A 17,483-nucleotide genomic window follows, 5' to 3' on the forward strand; every position below is an offset into this window, starting at 1 on the left:
GCACAAGCTACCGGGGCCCGAATCATTTCATGACATGGTCATGAAATGCATACGATCGCGTGCACCGCTACGCATTACGGAATCACGCGCACCGAACGTGCGAACACCTCACACGTACTCGACAAGTCCTGCCAACCGTCGCCGAGATACTGGCAACCGATACTGACCTGCATATCGTTCTCTACCACGACGTGCCAGCGGACAGTTGATCCGTCGCCGGGGCGTTCCAGGTAGGCCAAGCCCGGCCTGCCACCGAAGTCCACGTCCCGGCGCAAATCACTCAGCACCCCATCCGCTCGTTGCGCCATCTGGGTCTCGAGGTTCGCGACCACCTGTTCGTAGCCGGAACCCACAGCAAGCGGGGTCTGCATAACAGTGATGCGTTGACGGAGATCGCCTTCCGGAACCAGATCGATCCGAGGCTTACCATTCTGGAGAGCCGAGGCAATGCGCCAGTTGTCAGGAACCTGGAAGATGATGCGACCGAACACCTCTGGCGTCACCGGCACACTGGAGTTCGGTGGAGATGCGTTCCCGGTAGGTTCGGACTTCACCGAGACCATCGGCGCCGACACCGGAGCTGCGGTATCACCAGGACGGTTCAGCAGAACAGCAGTCACAGCGATAACGGCGACAGCGGTTATCGCTGCAATCATAGCCACCGCATAGCTTCTCGCACTACGACCCGGCTGTTGAGCAGCCGCGTGTTCACGCAATGACTGCGTCCATTCGATCTGCGGTTGATTCGATGCGATACCCCGCGGCTGATTCGGCACCGGGTCACCACCACGAATCAGGTCGTAACCTGCGATCGAGCGGATTTCCACGGTCTTCCCGACGGCTTGCTGTACAGCCTCATCCACGGAGTCGAGCATTCCCGGCTCCGGGACTCCGGCGACCTGGACGAGATCGATAGACCGTCCACCCAGCAGTCGAGTGATCAGTGCACACAATTCATCGAAACCAGGTGATCCCGGTACCGCCTCGGTAAGCGCGAGAATCGGTTCATGTTCACATGATTCGATGTGCACACCGCGATGGCTGCGGATAACCGTCGACACCGTAGTGCTGAGCGCGTCGAACTCGAGCACCAGGGTTCGATGGCTGTGGCTGGTGCCCGCATCTGCCACAACAGACCTGACCGCGATGTCTTCGAAGACTACGGTGGCCGCTCCCCGGTATGCCGCCTGTTCCAGTACCGAACGACGCGACGAACCCCACCCGGTCGGACAGATCAGAACGAATCGCTCACACGGGAGGGCTGTGCCGAGATTTTCCAGAACTTCGGCGAAAACAGCGCTCATCGCATCGACTACCGATGGAGCCCTCGGCGACAGCGCGATCGCATCGGCGCCGAGGAACTGAACCACCGAACTCGCCTTGGCAGGCGGCATGAGCGACTGCCCGATGAAGAAGCCGGAGTCTTCGGTGCCCACAGTGATAGAAGGCGGCATGTCCCAATGCGTGGTTGCCCCGCGTGCCCAGAGGCGCGTCTCGGTGACAACCAGCTCGACGGCGGACATCAAGGTGAGGGCATCCAGGCCGTCTGCACCAAACCTTCAGTATTACGGGTTACGTAGGTACCACGCCCCGGCGGCATGAGGCTCGGACGTGTAGTGCCCATCAGCACCCCCTCGTCACGGCTGCAGCTCATGATCAAGCCTGCGGAGCTGAGGTCCTTCATCTTGCCCAAGACGGGCTCGTAGATCGCGCGGCTGGCACCACCCGAGCGACGGGCGATGATCAGGTGGAACCCGAGGTCGCGGGCATGCGGCAGATGCTCCAGCAATGCCTGGACCGGATTGCCCGAAGAGGTGGCGACCAAATCGTAGTCATCGATGACCACATACAGTTCCGGGCCACTCCACCAAGAGCGCTCGCGCAGCTGCTGAGGCGTGACATCCGGCCCAGGGGTTCGCTTGGCGACGTAACCGGCCAGATCGTTCATGTTCTGGGTGAACTGCGGCCCTGTGGAGCCGTAACCGGCGAGGTACCCCTCGGGGACCAGCCCGAGCATGGTCCGGCGGTAATCACCGAGGATGAAACGGGCCTGATCAGGGGTATTGGACGCGGCGATCCCCTCGATCAGAGAACGCAGCAGGGTCGTCTTACCCGATTCGGTATCGCCGATGATGAGGAAGTGCGGGCTCTCGGCGAAGTCGATGTAGACCGGTGCCAGCTCGGACTCGTTGATGGCGAACGGGATACGCAGGCACTTGGTGCTCGGGTCGAGCCGCGACGGCCAGTCCCCCGCCAGGTGCAGCAACTGCTCGCGGGGAAGCTGATCGGGCAGCATACGAACCTGCGGCGCGGGGCGGCCCGGAGTCATCCTGGCGATGGTGGCGACCGCGTCGGCGACCGCTTGACCCAGGTTGTCCTGATCGGCGCTGCCATCGATACGCGGTAGGCCGGTCAGCATATGCAGGCATTCCGGGGTCATACCGCGACCGGGCCTGCCCTGCGGAACCAGCGAGGCGAATTTGCGGCCGAGGTCGGAGTCCATCGGATCACCGAGGCGCAGTTCGATCCTGGTGCCGATCTGGTCCTTGAGCGCGGGCCGCGCCTCGGCCCAGCGGGCCAGTGCGATGACCACGTGCACACCATAGGACAAGCCCTGCACCGCGAGGTTCATGATGGTCTGTTCGAGCATCTCGAAGTCCTGGCGGATCGAGCCGAAGCCGTCGATGACCAGGAACACATCGCCGAACGGATCCTCATGCGCGCCCGCGGCGGACGGGCTGCTTGCCGGGTCCATCGAGCGCAGCCTGCGGAACTCGGTCATCGATTCGATGCCGAGCTGGCGGAAGCGGGCCTCCCGGTGGCGCACGATCGTGGTCATCTCGGCGATGGTGCGCCGGACCTGGTCCTCGTCCAGCCGGCCAGCGACCGAGCCGACGTGCGGCAACCCCTGCAGGCTCGCCAAGGTACCGCCACCGAAGTCGAGGCAATAGAACTGCACTTGTTCGGCGGTGTGGGTCATGGACATCGCCATGATCAGGGTGCGCAACGCGGTCGATTTACCGGACTGTGGGCCACCGACGATGGCGACGTTGCCGCGAGCACCGGACAAGTCGATGATCATCGAGTCGCGACGCTGATCGTAAGGGCGGTCGACGATGCCGATCGGGGCGCGCAATGTCGCCACCGCCGAGTACTCGCCGGTGAGGACGGAGCGCGGGATGAGCTGTTCGAGTGTGGGTGCCTCGTCCAGCGGCGGCAACCAGATCTCATGGGCCGGACGGCCATGACCCTGGATCCGGGAGACCAGCATGTTCAGATTGGACAGCTGCTCGCCGTCCTCGTCCTGCTGCTCGGGCTCCGAGCTCGGCTCCGGTGGCAGCGGCACCCGGTCCACCTCCCGGAAGTCGACGTGCGCGGCGGTGAACGGCCGCACCTTGACGTCGATCTCGCCGGCCTGACTGGCGACGGTGACATCGCGCTGTGAGCCACCGCCGACATATGGGCCGGAGACGTAGGAGGCCTGGAAGCGCTGGATCTCGCCGGAATCCGCCTTCAGATAACCGCCGCCGGGAACGTTCGGCAGATTGTAGGCATCCGGGACGCCGAGCACCTGTCGTGACTCATTGGCGGAGAATGTTTTCAGACCGATCCGGTAGGACAGGTGCGACTCCAGACCCTTGAGCTTGCCCTCCTCCAGGCGCTGCGAGGCGAGCAGGAGATGCACGTGCAGCGAGCGGCCGAGGCGGCCGATCATAACGAATAGTTCCGCGAAATCCGGATGCTGGGTGAGTAGTTCGGAGAACTCGTCGAGCACGACGAACAGGGCTGGTAGCGGATCCAGATCGGCGCCAGAGGCTCTGGCCTTCTCATAATCGGAGACATTGGCGAAATTACCCGCCGCTCGCAGCACTTCCTGGCGGCGGTTCATCTCGCCTGCCAAAGCGTCTCTCATACGGGAGACCAGGTCGGCCTCTTCTTCCAGGTTGGTGATGACGGCGGCGACGTGCGGCACACCGTCCAGCCCGAGAAATGTCGCGCCGCCCTTGAAGTCGACGAGTACCAGGTTCAGCTGATCCGGCGAGTGGGTGGCGAGCAGGCTGAGCACCAGAGTGCGCAGAAACTCCGACTTACCGGAACCGGTGGCGCCGATGCAGAGACCGTGGGGGCCCATACCGTTCTCGGCGGCCTCCTTGATATCCAGCTCCACCGGCAGGCCGTCGGCACCGACGCCGAACGGAACACGCAGCCGCTCCCGGCCGTATCGCGGCCGCCAGGCGTGTTCGGGATTGAAGGCGCCGATATCACCGAGGTTCATCAGCTGGCTCCAGGTCGAGATCACCTCGGAGTCAGCGGTATCCGCATCGCTGCTGCGCTGGGTCGCGGCCCGGTAGGGCGCGAGCCTGCGCGCCGCCTGCTGGGCCTGTTGGGGGCTGATCCGGTCGATCAGCGCGAAACGCTCCTGATTGCCTGTCGCGCCGCGGCCGACGCATTCGCCGCCTTCCACGATCAGCTTGATGCCACGAGATCCAGCCAGGCGCGGCGCGTAACCACAGAGGTCGAGCAGGGTGACGCCCTCATAACCGGATTCCCGCAACTGGTCGTCCTCCGCCTCGAGCAGGCCGCCGTCGACCACGATGACGATATGCACCATATTGGGGTTGGCGGGTTGGTTACGTGAGTACCTGACCCGGTTGCCGAGCAGCGGCTGCAGTCCGGCCATGGCTTCCCGGATCGAGCCGTAGAACATGCGCTGGGTACCAATGCCGTCCTGCACATCGGGATGCTGGGTATGCGGCAGCCACTTCGTCCACTCCCACTCCCTTGCCGTATCCGGTCCGCAGACCACGGCGACGAGCACTTGGTCCGGGGCCTGGAACATGCACAGCTGCACCAGCATCGCGCGCGTCATATCCCGCGCATCGCCACGGTCGCCGTCCAGCGCGATCGTGGCGAAACCCTTGATCGCGATCGCGGTCGGCAGATCGGGCACGGTCGAATGGGCGCGTACGAAACGGCGTAATGAGACCGCGGCGATCGGCTCCAGCTCCTCGACCGGGCCGGTTTCCGGGGCGACCAGTCTGGTGGCCAGCCGCTGACCGCCGACGCCGATACGGGCGTGGCAGAAGTCCTTGTCGCCCGCGCGACGTTCCCACATGCGGCTGGTCCCGGCGAGCATCCAGACCAGTCCCGGTTCCGGATGACTCCACTCGACGGATGAGCGCTGCTGGCTCGCGGTCTCGTCGACGTCCTTGCGGACCTGGTCGAGGTAACGCAGGTAGTCCTTGCGATCCTCGTTGGCCTCCGCGGCCTTCTGCCCCTTGCCTCCGCCCTGACCGGCGAACATACCGACCATGGAGAACACCATCATCAGCGGGAACATCATGGCCATCGGGTTCTTCGCGATGCCACCGCCTTGCGTGAACATCAAGGCCATCATGCCGACCATACCGACAACCATCACGACCGGCATCAGCTTCATCAGCAGATTTCCCGGTGTCACCCGGGGGATTTCGGGCGGCGGCTGCAGGGTGACCTCGCCGCCGGGCGAACGAGGCATCTCACGGCGCGCACGGCGCTGAAAGCGGACGGTGCTCATTCGACCGAGAATCCCCCTTCGGCAAGCTGTGATCCGGGCTCAGTGTAGAGGGCACAGCCGACATGTCGTACAGTTCGACCAGCATTCTGCTGCCCGAACCGTGGGTTCGCAAGCTCGCCCCCCGGCCGACGGGGCCGCGGAATCACGAGCTGGAAGACCGAGTTGGGGGAAGCTTGACGCACGCGCGACTTGACCACATCGACGCAGAATCCGCGCGCGGGATCGTCCGCGCTCCAGATCTCGCCCGGGTGACGATCCTGGCCAAGCACACCCAGGTCGACATGGCCATACCAGTGGATGTGCCGGTAGCACTGGTGATTCCCAGCGTTGTCGATATGGTTGCTCAGCACAGCCGTACCAACGATTTCGACAACGAAGGCGAACGCTTCGAACCCGCGGAATGGGTGCTCGCCAGGATCGGCCAGCCGCCGTTGTCCAATTCGCTCAGCCTCGGCGAGCACAGTGTGCGCGATGGTGAACTACTGATGCTGGAAAGCGCCTCGAACGCCGCACCGACGCCCCTGTTCGACGACATCATGCACAATGTCGCGATCGCCGATGCCGAACACTATCGCAACTGGACGCCACGCGTGGCGCGGATCACCGGTTCGGTACTCGCCGCGGTCACCATGCTCGTCGGTTGCCTCGGCCTGCTGCTGTCGCCGAGCGCGCTACCCATCGGAGTGGGTGGGTCGGTCGCTCTGGCTGTCACGATCCTGCTCGTCGTCGCGGCGATGGTGCTGAGCCGGATGTACGGCGACACCGGAACCGCGCTGGTACTCGGCGGCTGCGCACTGCCTGCCGCGTTCACCGCAGGCATGCTCTACGTACCGGAACACTATGGCTGGGCGCATCTTCTGCTCGGTTCGGCCATGGCGGGCGCGACGGCGATCCTGGCCTGGCGGGTCACCGGTGTCGGGCTCGCGCTGTTCATCGGCGCGGCCACGCTCGCGATGTACGCGGTGCCCGCGGCGCTGATCGGTCTGCTCACCGAGCGGCCGGGGCGCGTGATCGGGGCGGGCGCCGCGGCACTCGGGCTCGCCGGACTCGCCTTGGCACCACGGATATCGATGCTGCTCGCGAAACTGCCGCTGCCGCCGGTTCCTTCGCCGGGTACCCCGATCGACCCGACCGAGGATGATCCCGACGACCACCGCGCACTGCCGACCATGGAAGCGTTGCGGGCGAAAGCCGAACGCGCTCGGATGTATCTCGCCGGTTTGGTTACCGCGACCACGCTGGTCACCGCGGTAGGCGCGCTGGCAGCCACCGACCCGACCACCGATGATCCGTACTGGCAGGGCATCGCGCTCGCACTGGTCTGCGCAGTGGTGTTGATGTTCCGCAGCCGCACCTATGCGGGTGCGGAACAGGCCGTGGTGCTCATCGCGGGCGGTTCGGCGATCATGCTGATCATGTTGGTCGGGGCCGGTTTCGCGATGAACCAGCCGCTGCTTGTCTTCGGCGCGGCGATGCTCGCGCTGATCACGGCGTTGATCCTTGGCATCATCATCCCGAACCAATCGGCCACCCCACCGATGCGGCGTGGCGTGGAACTGCTCGAATACGCGTTCGTCGCCGCCGTACTGCCCCTGGTGTTCTGGATCACCGAGCTCTACTCCCTGGTACGCGGACTGTGAACCGGAGCATGCGGATCACGGCGGCAGCTGTGGTGCTCGGTATGAGTGCCGCGCTGGGGCAGGGGGCCGCCTATGCCGATCGGCCACCACCGATCGATCCGGGTCTGCTACCGCCCGGTGACCCCGCGGTACCGCCGGAACCTACCGAACACCAGAGCAACGCGCCGTGTCTGCGCGCCCAGTCCGGTGGTGGCGGCCCGACCGTCCCGCCGGCGCAGCAGTCCCTGAATTTGCCCCGTGCCTGGGAATTCTCCCGGGGTGAAGGACAACTCGTCGCCGTTATCGATACCGGGGTCTCCCCGCATCCTCGCCTGCCCGATCTGCAGCCCGCAGGCGATTATGTGGCAGCCGGCGGGGACGGCACCGAGGACTGCGACGCGCACGGCACCGTGGTCGCAGGCATCATCGGCGCGAAACCGGTGAGCGACCAAGGGTTCTCCGGCGTCGCGCCGGAAGCGCGAATCATGACGATCCGGCAGACCAGCGGCAGATACCAGCGGGCAGGAGCACAGGCGCAGAAGCGGCCGGAGGATCCGCCGGACGGCTACGGCAATATCGATGCGCTGGCTTCCGCGGTGCGCCGCGCGGCCGACCTCGGCGCCTCCGTGATCAACATTTCTATAGTTCTCTGCACCCCTGGTTCTCATAATCCCGCCGATCGCAGGCTCGGCGCCGCGGTGCGTTACGCCGCGTTGGAACGTGATGTGGTCATCGTGGCCGCGGCTGGGAACAAGAAGGACAATTGCCAGAACGGCAACCCCGATATCGACCCGACCAAACCCGGTCGCGATCTCTGGGACAACCTCCACACGAACGTCACACCCGCGCGTTACGACGATTATGTCCTCAGCGTCGGATCGATCGACGCGAACGGCCAACCGTCGGAGTTCACCGTGCCTGGCCCGTGGTTGGGCGTCGCGGCGCCCGGGGAGAACATCGTCTCGCTGGAAGCACACGGTTCGGGTACCTCCAACGGAGTCGTCGACCCGCGGCAGGGCAAAGTGGATACTTTGCAGGGCACCAGTTTCGCCGCACCGTACGTCTCCGGCGTGGCCGCCCTGGTGCGTGCGCGATTCCCTGAGCTCAGCGCGCGGGAAGTGATCAAGCGTATCCAGGCCACGGCGCACGCACCGGCCGAAGGATGGAATCCCTACCTCGGCTACGGCGCCGTCGACCCGGTGGCCGCACTGACCAACGAGGTTCCCGACGAACTGCCGCCGAAACGCCCGAGCGCGCCGAAGAACACGCAACTCGCGGTGCCCCTGCCACCGCCACCACCGGACAATACCGCCAGGGATGTCGCACTGATCGGCAGTGGCTCGATCGGCGCGCTGCTGCTCCTCGGCTATCTCGCCTCGTTCCCGATCCGGCGACGATTGGGTGTCCGCGAGGACGAGTGAGTATTCCCCGAACCCATCGCGGATTCTGTTCGACGGACAAACCTCACGATGCGCCCTCGCACTGATTCGGTGCCGTCGAGTACCCGGTTGACGATGTTTCGGTACGAGGGTGATGGACGCCCCGTCCCGAAACCGTGAGGAGATGCCCAACGTTTCCGATCACCCGAATGGCATGCCGTTGACGGAATCGCGTCAATTCGCCGCGACCGGCTGCGCGGCGGGGGCGTCGTCAGGGGCGATACCGTCATGGGCGACCATGGCGGCCTCACGGCTGAGCGAGGGACCACTGGCGAGCAAGCCCACGATCGGCCACGGTGCCGGTTCCGGCGTGACATCCGCTTCCCGATGCATGCCGAGCGCTTTCGCGGCCTCTTCGTTTTTGATGCCGAAGCGGACGCCGGTATCGGCGATATAGAACATGCCGTCCTTGCGCCTGCTATCCGGTTCTATGCCTGTGGTCTGAACGAAAGCGCCCGAGCCTGGCCGGAAGTACACCGAGTCGACATTGTCGCCTCTACCGTCCGCCTGTGCCAGCGGAACCAATCTGGCGCTGTCGGCCATCGGCAGGTCGCTGCCATCGATCACCGACAGTTCGGCGCGCACGGCGACATCGGCGTTGTTCGCGGCACCGGAGATCGGCTGCCACGAAAGGCAACTCACCGGCCTGGCCTTGGATTGGACGATCTCAGGCGCGGTTTCCGGATAAGTGTCGACCTTCAGCGCCCTCGACGGCTGCACCTGGGCATAGTCGGCATCGCTGATCACCGTGCCATGATCCGGGTTTCGCTGCGAGCTGCGGATGACATCTGCGGTGAATGGGCTGATGGGTTGCAGTCCATCGTGCAGGATGACGAGATTCTGCCCGTCCTTGCCGGAGACCTGGACAACTGTGCCGTTCTTCAGTCCGTTGATCGAATAGCCGCTGGGCGTACCACCGGGATCGGTGATCTTCGGTGGCTCGATCCGGTGCACCTCAGGAATAGCGTTCAGCAACCCCTCACTGATCGGCCGCGGGGTCATCCCTCGGATCCGCAACGGGACGGTGACGGCGGGATCGTTCATATCGACACGAGCGCGGGTGTTGTTCCATACCAGATAAGTCGCGTCCTTCCCGGCGACCAGCAGCGCTTTGTCCTTCCCCATCGCGGAAGCCTTTTCGCCGAGTTCCAGGTCGCCGATCAGCACGGCGGTGCTGCGGTCGTCGCTGCCATCGGTTTTCAGCGAATCGCACACCGTCCAGGTACGTCCCTTGCCCTCCTTGCCGAAGTGCAGGGAACCCGGAGCGCCGGGAATGCCGATCAGTGGGCCGCGCGCCCGCGTGCTCAACTCGGATTCCTTCACGATCGCGGGCGTGGCGGGCTGCCCAGCGGCGAGGCGGGCCGAGGCCAGGTTGAGGGCCGGATGCACCACATTGCCGAGCACCACATAGACCGCACCGGAATCCTTGCCGATCAAGATCGTGTTGCTACCGATCTTGTCCTGTGGCTTCAACAACGCGAGCACACCGCAACCGGCCAATACGACACAGGCAAGAACCAGGCCGACCGCGTACGCGCGAGACTGAGAGCGCATGGGGTCGTGCAGCATACGCACATCTCGGCGTACCAGTGCGTGCTCCATCCGCCGGACCAGAAAGCGGTAGCCGCTCACCTGCCAGCGCGTGGTGGGCTTTGAAGGCATTATTCCTCCCCCGAACAGTGCTCGCGTTCGCCGAACACAGTACAGTTCCCGAGGACTGTTGTTCAGCTCGGCCACTGCGAACCGGCCGGCACCGGGTATTTGGGGGACGACGATGGCGCAACCGGCCGGCGCGGGAACACAACCGTTATTCGGTCGTATCTCGATGCGGAACTTGCTGATCGCCCAGTTCATCGGGCTGATCGCCGGGATGATCGCATTGCTGACCGGTCTCGCGGGGCTGCCCGCGCTCGGTGTGGCGGTGGTGGCTGCCGCGCTCCCGCTCATCCCGATCGCCAAACGCACACTGCTGGACTGGATCACCACGTGGTGGCGCTACCTCACCCAGCGAACCTACGAGATCGGCGATACCGTCGATTTCCGCGGCGTGGACGGACGCTCGCTCGGTCTGTACCGGGATGGCAGCCGCGTAGTGACGGTGGTCGAAGTCCTGCCTCCGCCCGGTGGCCTGACCAGGATCGCCCGCACGACGGTGTACGCCTCACATCTGCTTCCACTGCCGGAGCTGGCGAAATGCCTGAATCAACATGACATTCTGCTCAGCGGAATCGACATCATCAGCCACGGGCACCGCAGCCGCTCCGGTACGCCGGCAGGTCCGATCTACGAATCGCTGCTCGGTCCACTGCCTGCCACCGCACACCGCACGGTATGGCTTGCGATCAGCTTCGACGCGGTAGCCTGCCCGGAAGCCGCGGCCCGGCGCGGTGGCGGAGCCGAAGGCGCCTCGCGTGCGGTCACCATCGCCACCCAGCGCATCATGCGCGCGCTGGAGGACGCCGACTGCAATGCCCGCGTTCTGACCGCGCCCGAGATCCGCAAGGCCGTCCTGCAGATCACCGGCGGTTACGATCCACGCACCCTCGGGCAGCGCTGGCGCTATGCCGAAATCGGCAACAGTGTGAACATCGGCAGCGCGATCGATCCCAAACGGCTCAGCTCCGAGTTACTCGCCCAGCTGTGGGTAGCACCTTCCCGCGGTACCACCGTGGCGGTACGGCTGCGGCCGGGCAATTCAGCCGAATCGGTCACCATCGGTGCCGCATGGCGGCTGACCGCGCGGGAACTGCCGGAACGATCCACACTGCGGGGCATGGTCTCGATGAACGGACGCCACCGCGACGGCCTGCTCACACATCTGCCGATCGCCGTACCCGATCTGGACGATACGGCCCCGATGCTCGAGTACCCCATCGATGTGATCGACCACCTACACCTGCCCTCCTCCGGTTGCGGTCAACTGATCGGCTCGGACGACGAAGGCAATGGCGTCGCGGTCCGTATCGTCGGCGCGGGCATCTCGACGGTGTATGTCGCGGGCGAGTTGTATCTGGCACAGCAACTGGTGTTCCGCGCGCTCGCGGTCGGTGAACGGATCCTGATCCGCACCGACCGGCCGCACGCATGGGAGAATCTGGTCACCACGATCGGCAATCCGGAACGGCTGACCATCGCGGTCGAAACCCATCAGTCCGATGCGGAGTTCACCGCGGCGGTGGTCGATGGAGTGCCCGCGCCCGCCCCGCACGCTGGTGTCACCACCATCTACCTGACGGGTGATCCGAGGAGCTTGCCCGCCGCCCGCCCTGATCTGGCCATCCACCAGCCTGGCGCGGTCGGCAACCACGTTGTACTGCGCACCGGCACCGCGCAGGTGAATCTGACTCTGGTGTCCATCCCGCGGGAAGCCACCTATATCGGTCAGCCACGCGGCCGCCACGCCATGGCACATCGATAACGGGCTAGCCAGGATACGGGTCAGCTGCCCTCGCGGTGCGTAGGGTCCGCGCCCACCAGGCCAATTGACGCACCATCCGGTGCGCGGCATCGATCGCGGCGCCGTCGCTGGTGTCACCCTCCTTGTCGAACCGCTTCTTGGCCTGGTGGAAGCTGACTGTCTCCCGCACGGAGACCATATGGACCTCGGCGACGACCTGACGCAACTGCTCCACCGCGCGCAAACCGCCGGAGAGTCCGCCATAGGAGACGAAAGCGACCGGCTTGGCCCGCCATTCGTGTTTGGCGGTGTCGAAGGCGGTCTTCACCGATGCCGGATAGCCGTGGTTGTACTCGGAGGTGATGACGACAAAAGCGTCGGCGGCACGCAGACGAGCACGGTAGGCCGCGGTCTGCTCGGTCTCGACGAGTTCGACAGGCAACGGAGTATGCGCGAGATCGATGACGCCGGTATCGAATTCGGGGTAGTTGCGCATAACACGCAGGAACCAGTCGGCGACCACCGGCGCGAACCGCTCCGGACGCACACTCGCCACAATGACTTCCAGTCGCAACGGGGTGTCCACGGCGCGAGCATAAGCCACCGCCGAGCCGAGGGAATCACGGCAGCCGTCATCCCCGCTCGGCCCGCAACGGCCCCGGGCCGGGAGTACGCCGCATCCGCCCGCCGAGTTCAGCTCCTCATGGCAGTTCGATCGGCAGCGACACTCCCGCGTGGACGCGGCACCCCGCACAGGTATCGGTGCTGTCCACCGCGGCCACCATCCGGCGGATGAGCTCTTTGAACGGCACCAGATTCCGCTTGAACTCGGCGAAGACGTCGACAGCGCGCACCCCGTCGCCTTCCGCCAGCCCCGCATCCAGATCGGTGACCAAAGCGACAGCGGCATAGCACATTTCGAGTTCCTTGGCGAGCACAGCCTCCGGATGGCCGGTCATGTTCACCAGATCCCAGCCCTGCGCGGCATACCACTGGCTTTCAGCGCGAGTGGAGAAGCGCGGTCCCTGGATCACTACCATGGTCGCCTCATGCACTACGCGCAACGCGTCGGACTCGGCTTTGGCCGCGACAGCGCGCAGCTCGCCGCAGTACGGGTCGGCGAAGGACAGATGGATACCGCCGCCGTCGAAATAGGTCTGCGTCCGACCGGAGGTCCGGTCGACCAGCTGATGCGGGACCACGACCGTCCCTGGCCCCCAGTCCGCACGTAAACTGCCGACCGCGCACGGCGCGAAGATCCGACGCACGCCAAGTGCGCGCAGCGCCCACACGTTGGCCTGATACGGCGCAGTATGCGGTGCGAATTCGTGGTTCTTACCGTGCCTCGGCAGAAAAGCCACCGTTCTGCCTTCCACCTCCCCGACCGTAATGGCGGCGCTCGGCGTGCCATAAGGCGTATCGACCTCGATGGTGGTTACCTCGTCATCGAAAAAATCGTAGAACCCGGTGCCGCCGATGACTGCCAACGCTGGTCGTGGATGCGCACTCATACCCCGATTGTCCCCTACCCCCTTACCCATGGACACGAACGCCTCTGCCCGAAAACACTGTCACCCCGCCCCAGCCATACCACAGTCACCGTTCTCGATACCCTGACATGCCAGGTGCAATGTGACCAAAGATGACGAGCACGCGATGTCTACCGTGATCGCAGGCCCCACCAGGTTCAGTGCATACGCCAGCCTGCTGGCGATCATCGTGTATGACGCCGGCGCCGTCGAACGCCTCCCACGCCACTTCGAGCACCAGCCGTCGCTGCGAATCCATCGCTGCCGCCTCGCCTGACAAGCAGAGCCGGAAAGTGTACCCTAGGGGGGTATTTATCGTCCGTGTATCGGCAGACAGCGAGGAGACGCTGGTGACAACCATCCCTCATAACCATGCGGTACCCGAGCATGCCACACACGGGTACATCACTGCCAAAGACGACTATCTCAAGCGGCTACGCCGTATCGAGGGACAGGCACGCGGCCTGCAACGGATGGTCGAAGAGGAAAAGTACTGCATCGATATCCTCACCCAGGTCTCCGCCATGACCAAGGCCTTGCAAGCAGTGGCGATGGGCCTACTGGAGGACCACATCAGTCACTGTGTCGTGGATGCGGCGGTCACGGGCGGCCCAGCAGCCGAGGCCAAGATCAAGGAAGCGACCGACGCCATCGCCCGCCTGGTCCGTTCCTGATTCAGATGGAACGCACCGCCCTGGACGAACAACCCTGGTCACCGTACCGCTACCGACAGTGCCCTCGGTGCCGCCGCAGGACGGGCCCCTCCGTAACCGGAATTTCGCGAAACCTCGGAAACTACGGCGGTCCGGATCTAATCATCACGGTCAGGACCGCGCACTGAGCAGCGGGGCGAGCATGCGCAATACCGCGAGGTAATTGTCGTCGAGCGCCTGCACCGCGATATGGTCTGCCCCCGCGTCCAGATGCTCCACCAGCCGGGCCACACTCTGTTCCGGCGTACCGTGGGCGATGAGCGCGTCGAACAGCCGGTCACTGGGTGGGGTGGTGAAATCGGCATCGGTGAAGCCGATTCGACGCAGATTCGACACATAGTTGGTCAAACCGAGATAGAACGCGGCAGTACCGTCGGCGATGGTATGCGCCGTCCCGGCATCGTCGGTCAGCACCACCTTGTGCTCGGTCGCCAGCAGCGCGTCAGGGCCGATGATCTTACGTGCCTCCGCGGTGTGCGCCGACGGCACGAAATACGGCAACGCACCCGCAGACCGTTCAGCGGCCAGCCGCAACACCCGCGGGCCGAGGGCAGCCAGCGCGCGCCGCTCGACAGGTACCCCCGCGGCGTCGAGTTCGTCGAGATACTCGACCAGGGCGTCATAAGGCTTGCGGTATTCGCCGGTGTGTTCGGGATGCCCGGCACCGATACCGAGCAGGAAACGTCCGGGGAAGCGCGCTTCGATCCGATGGAACGAGTCGGCCACCTCCTTCGCTCGCGCGGACCAGATGTTCACGATGCTGGTGGCTACGGTGATCGTTTCGGTTGCCGCCAGTAGCGGTTCGACCATTCCCAGCTCAGCGGGCGGAGAACCGCCCAACCACAGCGCTCGGTATCCAAGCGCCTCCAACTCTCGTGCGTCCTCCGGACTGAACCCGTTGTACGCCCGCCACACACCGAATCGTCCGAGACTGTCGAATGTCATGCTCGTGCCAACCCAAGCCCTTATGTATCTATTTCCGATATATGTCTATTCGGCAAACCTCAGCGACTTGGACCCGGCAGGTCTAAGCCCTCCTATCCGCAGCGAGCTACCGTGACCAGTGCACAGCTAACGGCGCCCGCCGCCGTGGCGGACGTCATCGCTGAGGAGATGGAGGTGATCGCTGTGCTCAGATTCGATCCATTCCATGACATCGACACTGTCGCCCGCCAACTACTCGGTGAAGCCACTGGAACCGCTCGCGCACCACGATTCATGCCGATGGATCTGTTCAAAGCGGGAGATCACTACGTCCTGAACGCAGACCTGCCCGGTGTCGACCCAGGTTCGATCGACGTCAGCGTCGACAACGGCACGCTCACCCTCCGCGCACAGCGCACTGTGTCCAGCGAGGAAGGCGTCCAATGGCTGGCTTCGGAGCGCTTCGCAGGCACGTTCATGCGTCAGCTGTCCCTCGGTGACAACGTCGAGGCCGACAAGATCAGCGCGACCTACAACAATGGCGTGCTCTCGGTGACGATCCCGATCGAGGAGCGCGCCAAGCCACGCCGCATCGAGATCACCGGATCGTCTCAGGAACCGAAGAAGATCGGAATGAAACCGGGACAATCATCGAAGTGACCTTCCTGCTACTCGCACCCGTCCTCGGGTGCGGGTAGCTCGTCCCTGTCTCAGCCGCCGCAGCAATTCCGGCCTACGGCCGGGATGGTGCGCAGCTCACGTGTCTGCGCATTGCGGGCGGCGAGTTCCGCATCGGCGGGGTAGTCGACACCGATCAGGCTCAAACCGTTGGCCGGCGCGACAGTGACCGCGCTGGATCGTTGCGTCGCATGCAGCAGCCCACCGACCCATTCCGGTGTGCGTCTACCCTCCCCGACCGCGAGCACCGCGCCCACCAGACTGCGGACCATCGACCAGCAGAACGCGTCGGCGCTGACATAGGCGATCAGCAGATCGTCATCGCGCACCCAATCGAACCGCTGCAGCTGCCTGACCGTCGTCGCCCCCTCCCTACGCCGACAGAACGCGGCGAAATCATGCAGTCCCAACAGCATTCGGGAAGCCGTGCGCATGGCCTCGACGTCGACATCGGCTCGGCAGGCGACCACGCTGCGGGCCAGCAACGGTTCGGCACCGTACGGTGCGGTGGTCAACCGATACGCGTAGTGGCGGCGGATGGCGGAGAACCTGGCATCGAATTCGGGCGGGGCTGCTCGCGCGTCTTTGATCCGCACATCCTTCGGCAGGAAGCGCGCCATCCGGTGGATCAGCTTGCCGGAATCCAGCTCCGCGGCCGTATCGAAATGCGCGACCTGACCCTCGGCATGCACACCAGAGTCGGTGCGGCCTGCGACCGTCAGCTGGATCGGCTCACGGAACACCTTGCTCAGCGCATCCTCCAGTACGCCCTGCACGGTGCGCAGCCCCGGCTGACGTGCCCAGCCGATGAAGTCGGTGCCGTCGTAGGAGATATCCAGGCGAACGCGCGTCCGTGGCGCGTCGACCTGAGCTGTCCCTGATGCGTGATCCGCGTCCCGGTGCGGCCGCTCCGACATCGATGTCACCGTTTTCTCCACGATCACCATGATTCCTGTCGAAACGCACGAGCCCGCCACCCAGGTGCGGGTGACGGGCTCGTGCGCGAACTCCGACGCGAAGCGTCAGGCGTCCTTCTTGTCCTCGGCAGCCTTGTCCTCGACCTCAACGGTCTCCTCGGCGGCCTTCTCCTCGGCGACCTCGGTGACCGGGGCTTCCTCGGCCTTCTTCGACGCGGCAACACGACGGGCGCGATCGGCCTCATTGGTCACGGTCTTCTCCCGGACCAGCTCGATGATCGCCATCGGCGCGTTGTCACCCTTGCGGGGCAGCGTCTTGATGATGCGGGTGTAGCCACCCTCGCGCCCCTCGAACGACGGGCCGATCTCCGCGAAGAGATCGTGCACGACGTCTTTGTTGCGGATCACCTTCAGCACCTCGCGACGGTCGGCCAGAGTGCCGCCCTTCGCCTTGGTGATCAGCTTCTCCGCGTAGGGACGCACGGCCTTGGCTTTGGCCTCGGTGGTGGTGATCCGGCCGTGCTCGAAGAGCGCCGTGGCCAGGTTGGCGAAAATCGCCTTCTGGTGCGACGCCGACCCGCCGAAGCGGGCACCCTTCTTGGGCTTGGGCATTGTTGTGGTTCTCCTTGTTTTCGGGCGCCGCTCCCGGGGCCCTGGCGTGGTCACGCTCCGCTACCGCTCGCGGGCGGTATCGCTCGCGCCGCGGTTCG

The 17,483-nt window shown here is 64.8% G+C and carries 13 protein-coding genes and 1 pseudogene; 5 read left to right on the plus strand and 9 right to left on the minus strand.

Annotated features, from left to right (window positions below; all coding sequences use genetic code 11):
* Nucleotides 1-74: 74 nt before the first annotated feature.
* A complete protein-coding gene (locus ACL02S_RS14520) occupies nt 75-1,523 on the minus strand; it encodes a type VII secretion-associated protein (RefSeq protein ID WP_412802935.1) in 1,449 nt (482 codons plus the stop codon).
* Complete coding sequence (gene eccCa / locus ACL02S_RS14525; RefSeq protein WP_412802936.1) at nt 1,523-5,557, minus strand: type VII secretion protein EccCa; 4,035 nt, start codon at nt 5,555-5,557, stop codon at nt 1,523-1,525. Before eccCa ends, ACL02S_RS14520 begins: the two co-directional genes overlap by 1 nt.
* Nucleotides 5,558-5,730: 173 nt before the next feature.
* Here eccCa and eccD point away from each other — a divergent pair, with 173 nt between their 5' ends.
* Both eccD and mycP read left to right on the plus strand, forming a co-directional pair.
* A complete protein-coding gene (eccD, locus tag ACL02S_RS14530; RefSeq protein ID WP_412802937.1) occupies nt 5,731-7,197 on the plus strand; it encodes a type VII secretion integral membrane protein EccD in 1,467 nt (488 codons plus the stop codon).
* 8 nt (nt 7,198-7,205) lie between these two features.
* Nucleotides 7,206-8,597, plus strand: coding sequence for a type VII secretion-associated serine protease mycosin (gene mycP / locus ACL02S_RS14535; RefSeq protein ID WP_412802938.1), 1,392 nt, complete (start codon nt 7,206-7,208; stop codon nt 8,595-8,597).
* A 192-nt stretch (nt 8,598-8,789) separates the two neighbouring features.
* On the opposite strand, the gene eccB is transcribed toward mycP, so the two are convergent.
* Complete coding sequence (gene eccB / locus ACL02S_RS14540; protein WP_412802939.1) at nt 8,790-10,277, minus strand: type VII secretion protein EccB; 1,488 nt, start codon at nt 10,275-10,277, stop codon at nt 8,790-8,792.
* Nucleotides 10,278-10,389: 112 nt separating this feature from the next.
* Between eccB and eccE the strand changes: the two genes are divergently transcribed.
* Entirely contained in the window at nt 10,390-12,033 is a 1,644-nt protein-coding gene (gene eccE / locus ACL02S_RS14545) for a type VII secretion protein EccE (protein ID WP_412802940.1), read from the plus strand.
* Nucleotides 12,034-12,037: 4 nt separating this feature from the next.
* Here the strand turns inward: eccE and ACL02S_RS14550 are convergent, their stop codons facing one another.
* The 3 genes and pseudogenes from ACL02S_RS14550 to ACL02S_RS14560 all read right to left on the minus strand — a co-directional run bounded on the left by ACL02S_RS14550 (nt 12,038) and on the right by ACL02S_RS14560 (nt 13,902).
* Nucleotides 12,038-12,598, minus strand: coding sequence for an NADPH-dependent FMN reductase (locus ACL02S_RS14550; RefSeq protein WP_412802941.1), 561 nt, complete (start codon nt 12,596-12,598; stop codon nt 12,038-12,040).
* Between the two features lie 115 nt (nt 12,599-12,713).
* Nucleotides 12,714-13,523, minus strand: coding sequence for an S-methyl-5'-thioadenosine phosphorylase (locus ACL02S_RS14555; protein ID WP_412802942.1), 810 nt, complete (start codon nt 13,521-13,523; stop codon nt 12,714-12,716).
* Nucleotides 13,524-13,583: 60 nt separating this feature from the next.
* Nucleotides 13,584-13,902 (minus strand): annotated as a pseudogene (locus ACL02S_RS14560) (beta-ketoacyl synthase N-terminal-like domain-containing protein).
* Here ACL02S_RS14560 and ACL02S_RS14565 point away from each other — a divergent pair.
* Nucleotides 13,892-14,215 (plus strand): metal-sensitive transcriptional regulator, encoded by a 324-nt coding sequence (locus tag ACL02S_RS14565; RefSeq protein WP_412802943.1) that lies wholly within the window; start codon nt 13,892-13,894, stop codon nt 14,213-14,215. The pseudogene ACL02S_RS14560 and the gene ACL02S_RS14565 sit on opposite strands and share 11 nt — an antisense overlap.
* 150 nt (nt 14,216-14,365) lie before the next feature.
* On the opposite strand, the gene ACL02S_RS14570 is transcribed toward ACL02S_RS14565, so the two are convergent.
* A complete protein-coding gene (locus ACL02S_RS14570; RefSeq protein WP_412802944.1) occupies nt 14,366-15,199 on the minus strand; it encodes an LLM class F420-dependent oxidoreductase in 834 nt (277 codons plus the stop codon).
* A 183-nt stretch (nt 15,200-15,382) separates the two neighbouring features.
* On the opposite strand from ACL02S_RS14570, the gene ACL02S_RS14575 reads away from it, so the two are divergent.
* Nucleotides 15,383-15,838 carry an Hsp20/alpha crystallin family protein gene (locus tag ACL02S_RS14575; protein ID WP_412803027.1) on the plus strand — a complete coding sequence of 152 codons (456 nt, stop codon included), beginning with the start codon at nt 15,383-15,385 and terminating at the stop codon, nt 15,836-15,838.
* 50 nt (nt 15,839-15,888) lie between these two features.
* Here ACL02S_RS14575 and truA read toward each other — a convergent pair whose 3' ends face one another.
* The gene (gene truA / locus ACL02S_RS14580) at nt 15,889-16,773 is read right to left on the minus strand and encodes a tRNA pseudouridine(38-40) synthase TruA (RefSeq protein WP_412803028.1); all 885 of its coding nucleotides are present in this window, start codon (nt 16,771-16,773) and stop codon (nt 15,889-15,891) included.
* Between the two features lie 105 nt (nt 16,774-16,878).
* On the minus strand, nt 16,879-17,385 hold the full coding sequence (rplQ, locus tag ACL02S_RS14585) for a 50S ribosomal protein L17 (RefSeq protein ID WP_412802945.1): 507 nt from the start codon (nt 17,383-17,385) through the stop codon (nt 16,879-16,881).
* Between the last annotated feature and the right edge of the window lie 98 nt (nt 17,386-17,483).

This window comes from Nocardia spongicola, assembly GCF_047200775.1.
GTDB lineage: Bacteria > Actinomycetota > Actinomycetes > Mycobacteriales > Mycobacteriaceae > Nocardia.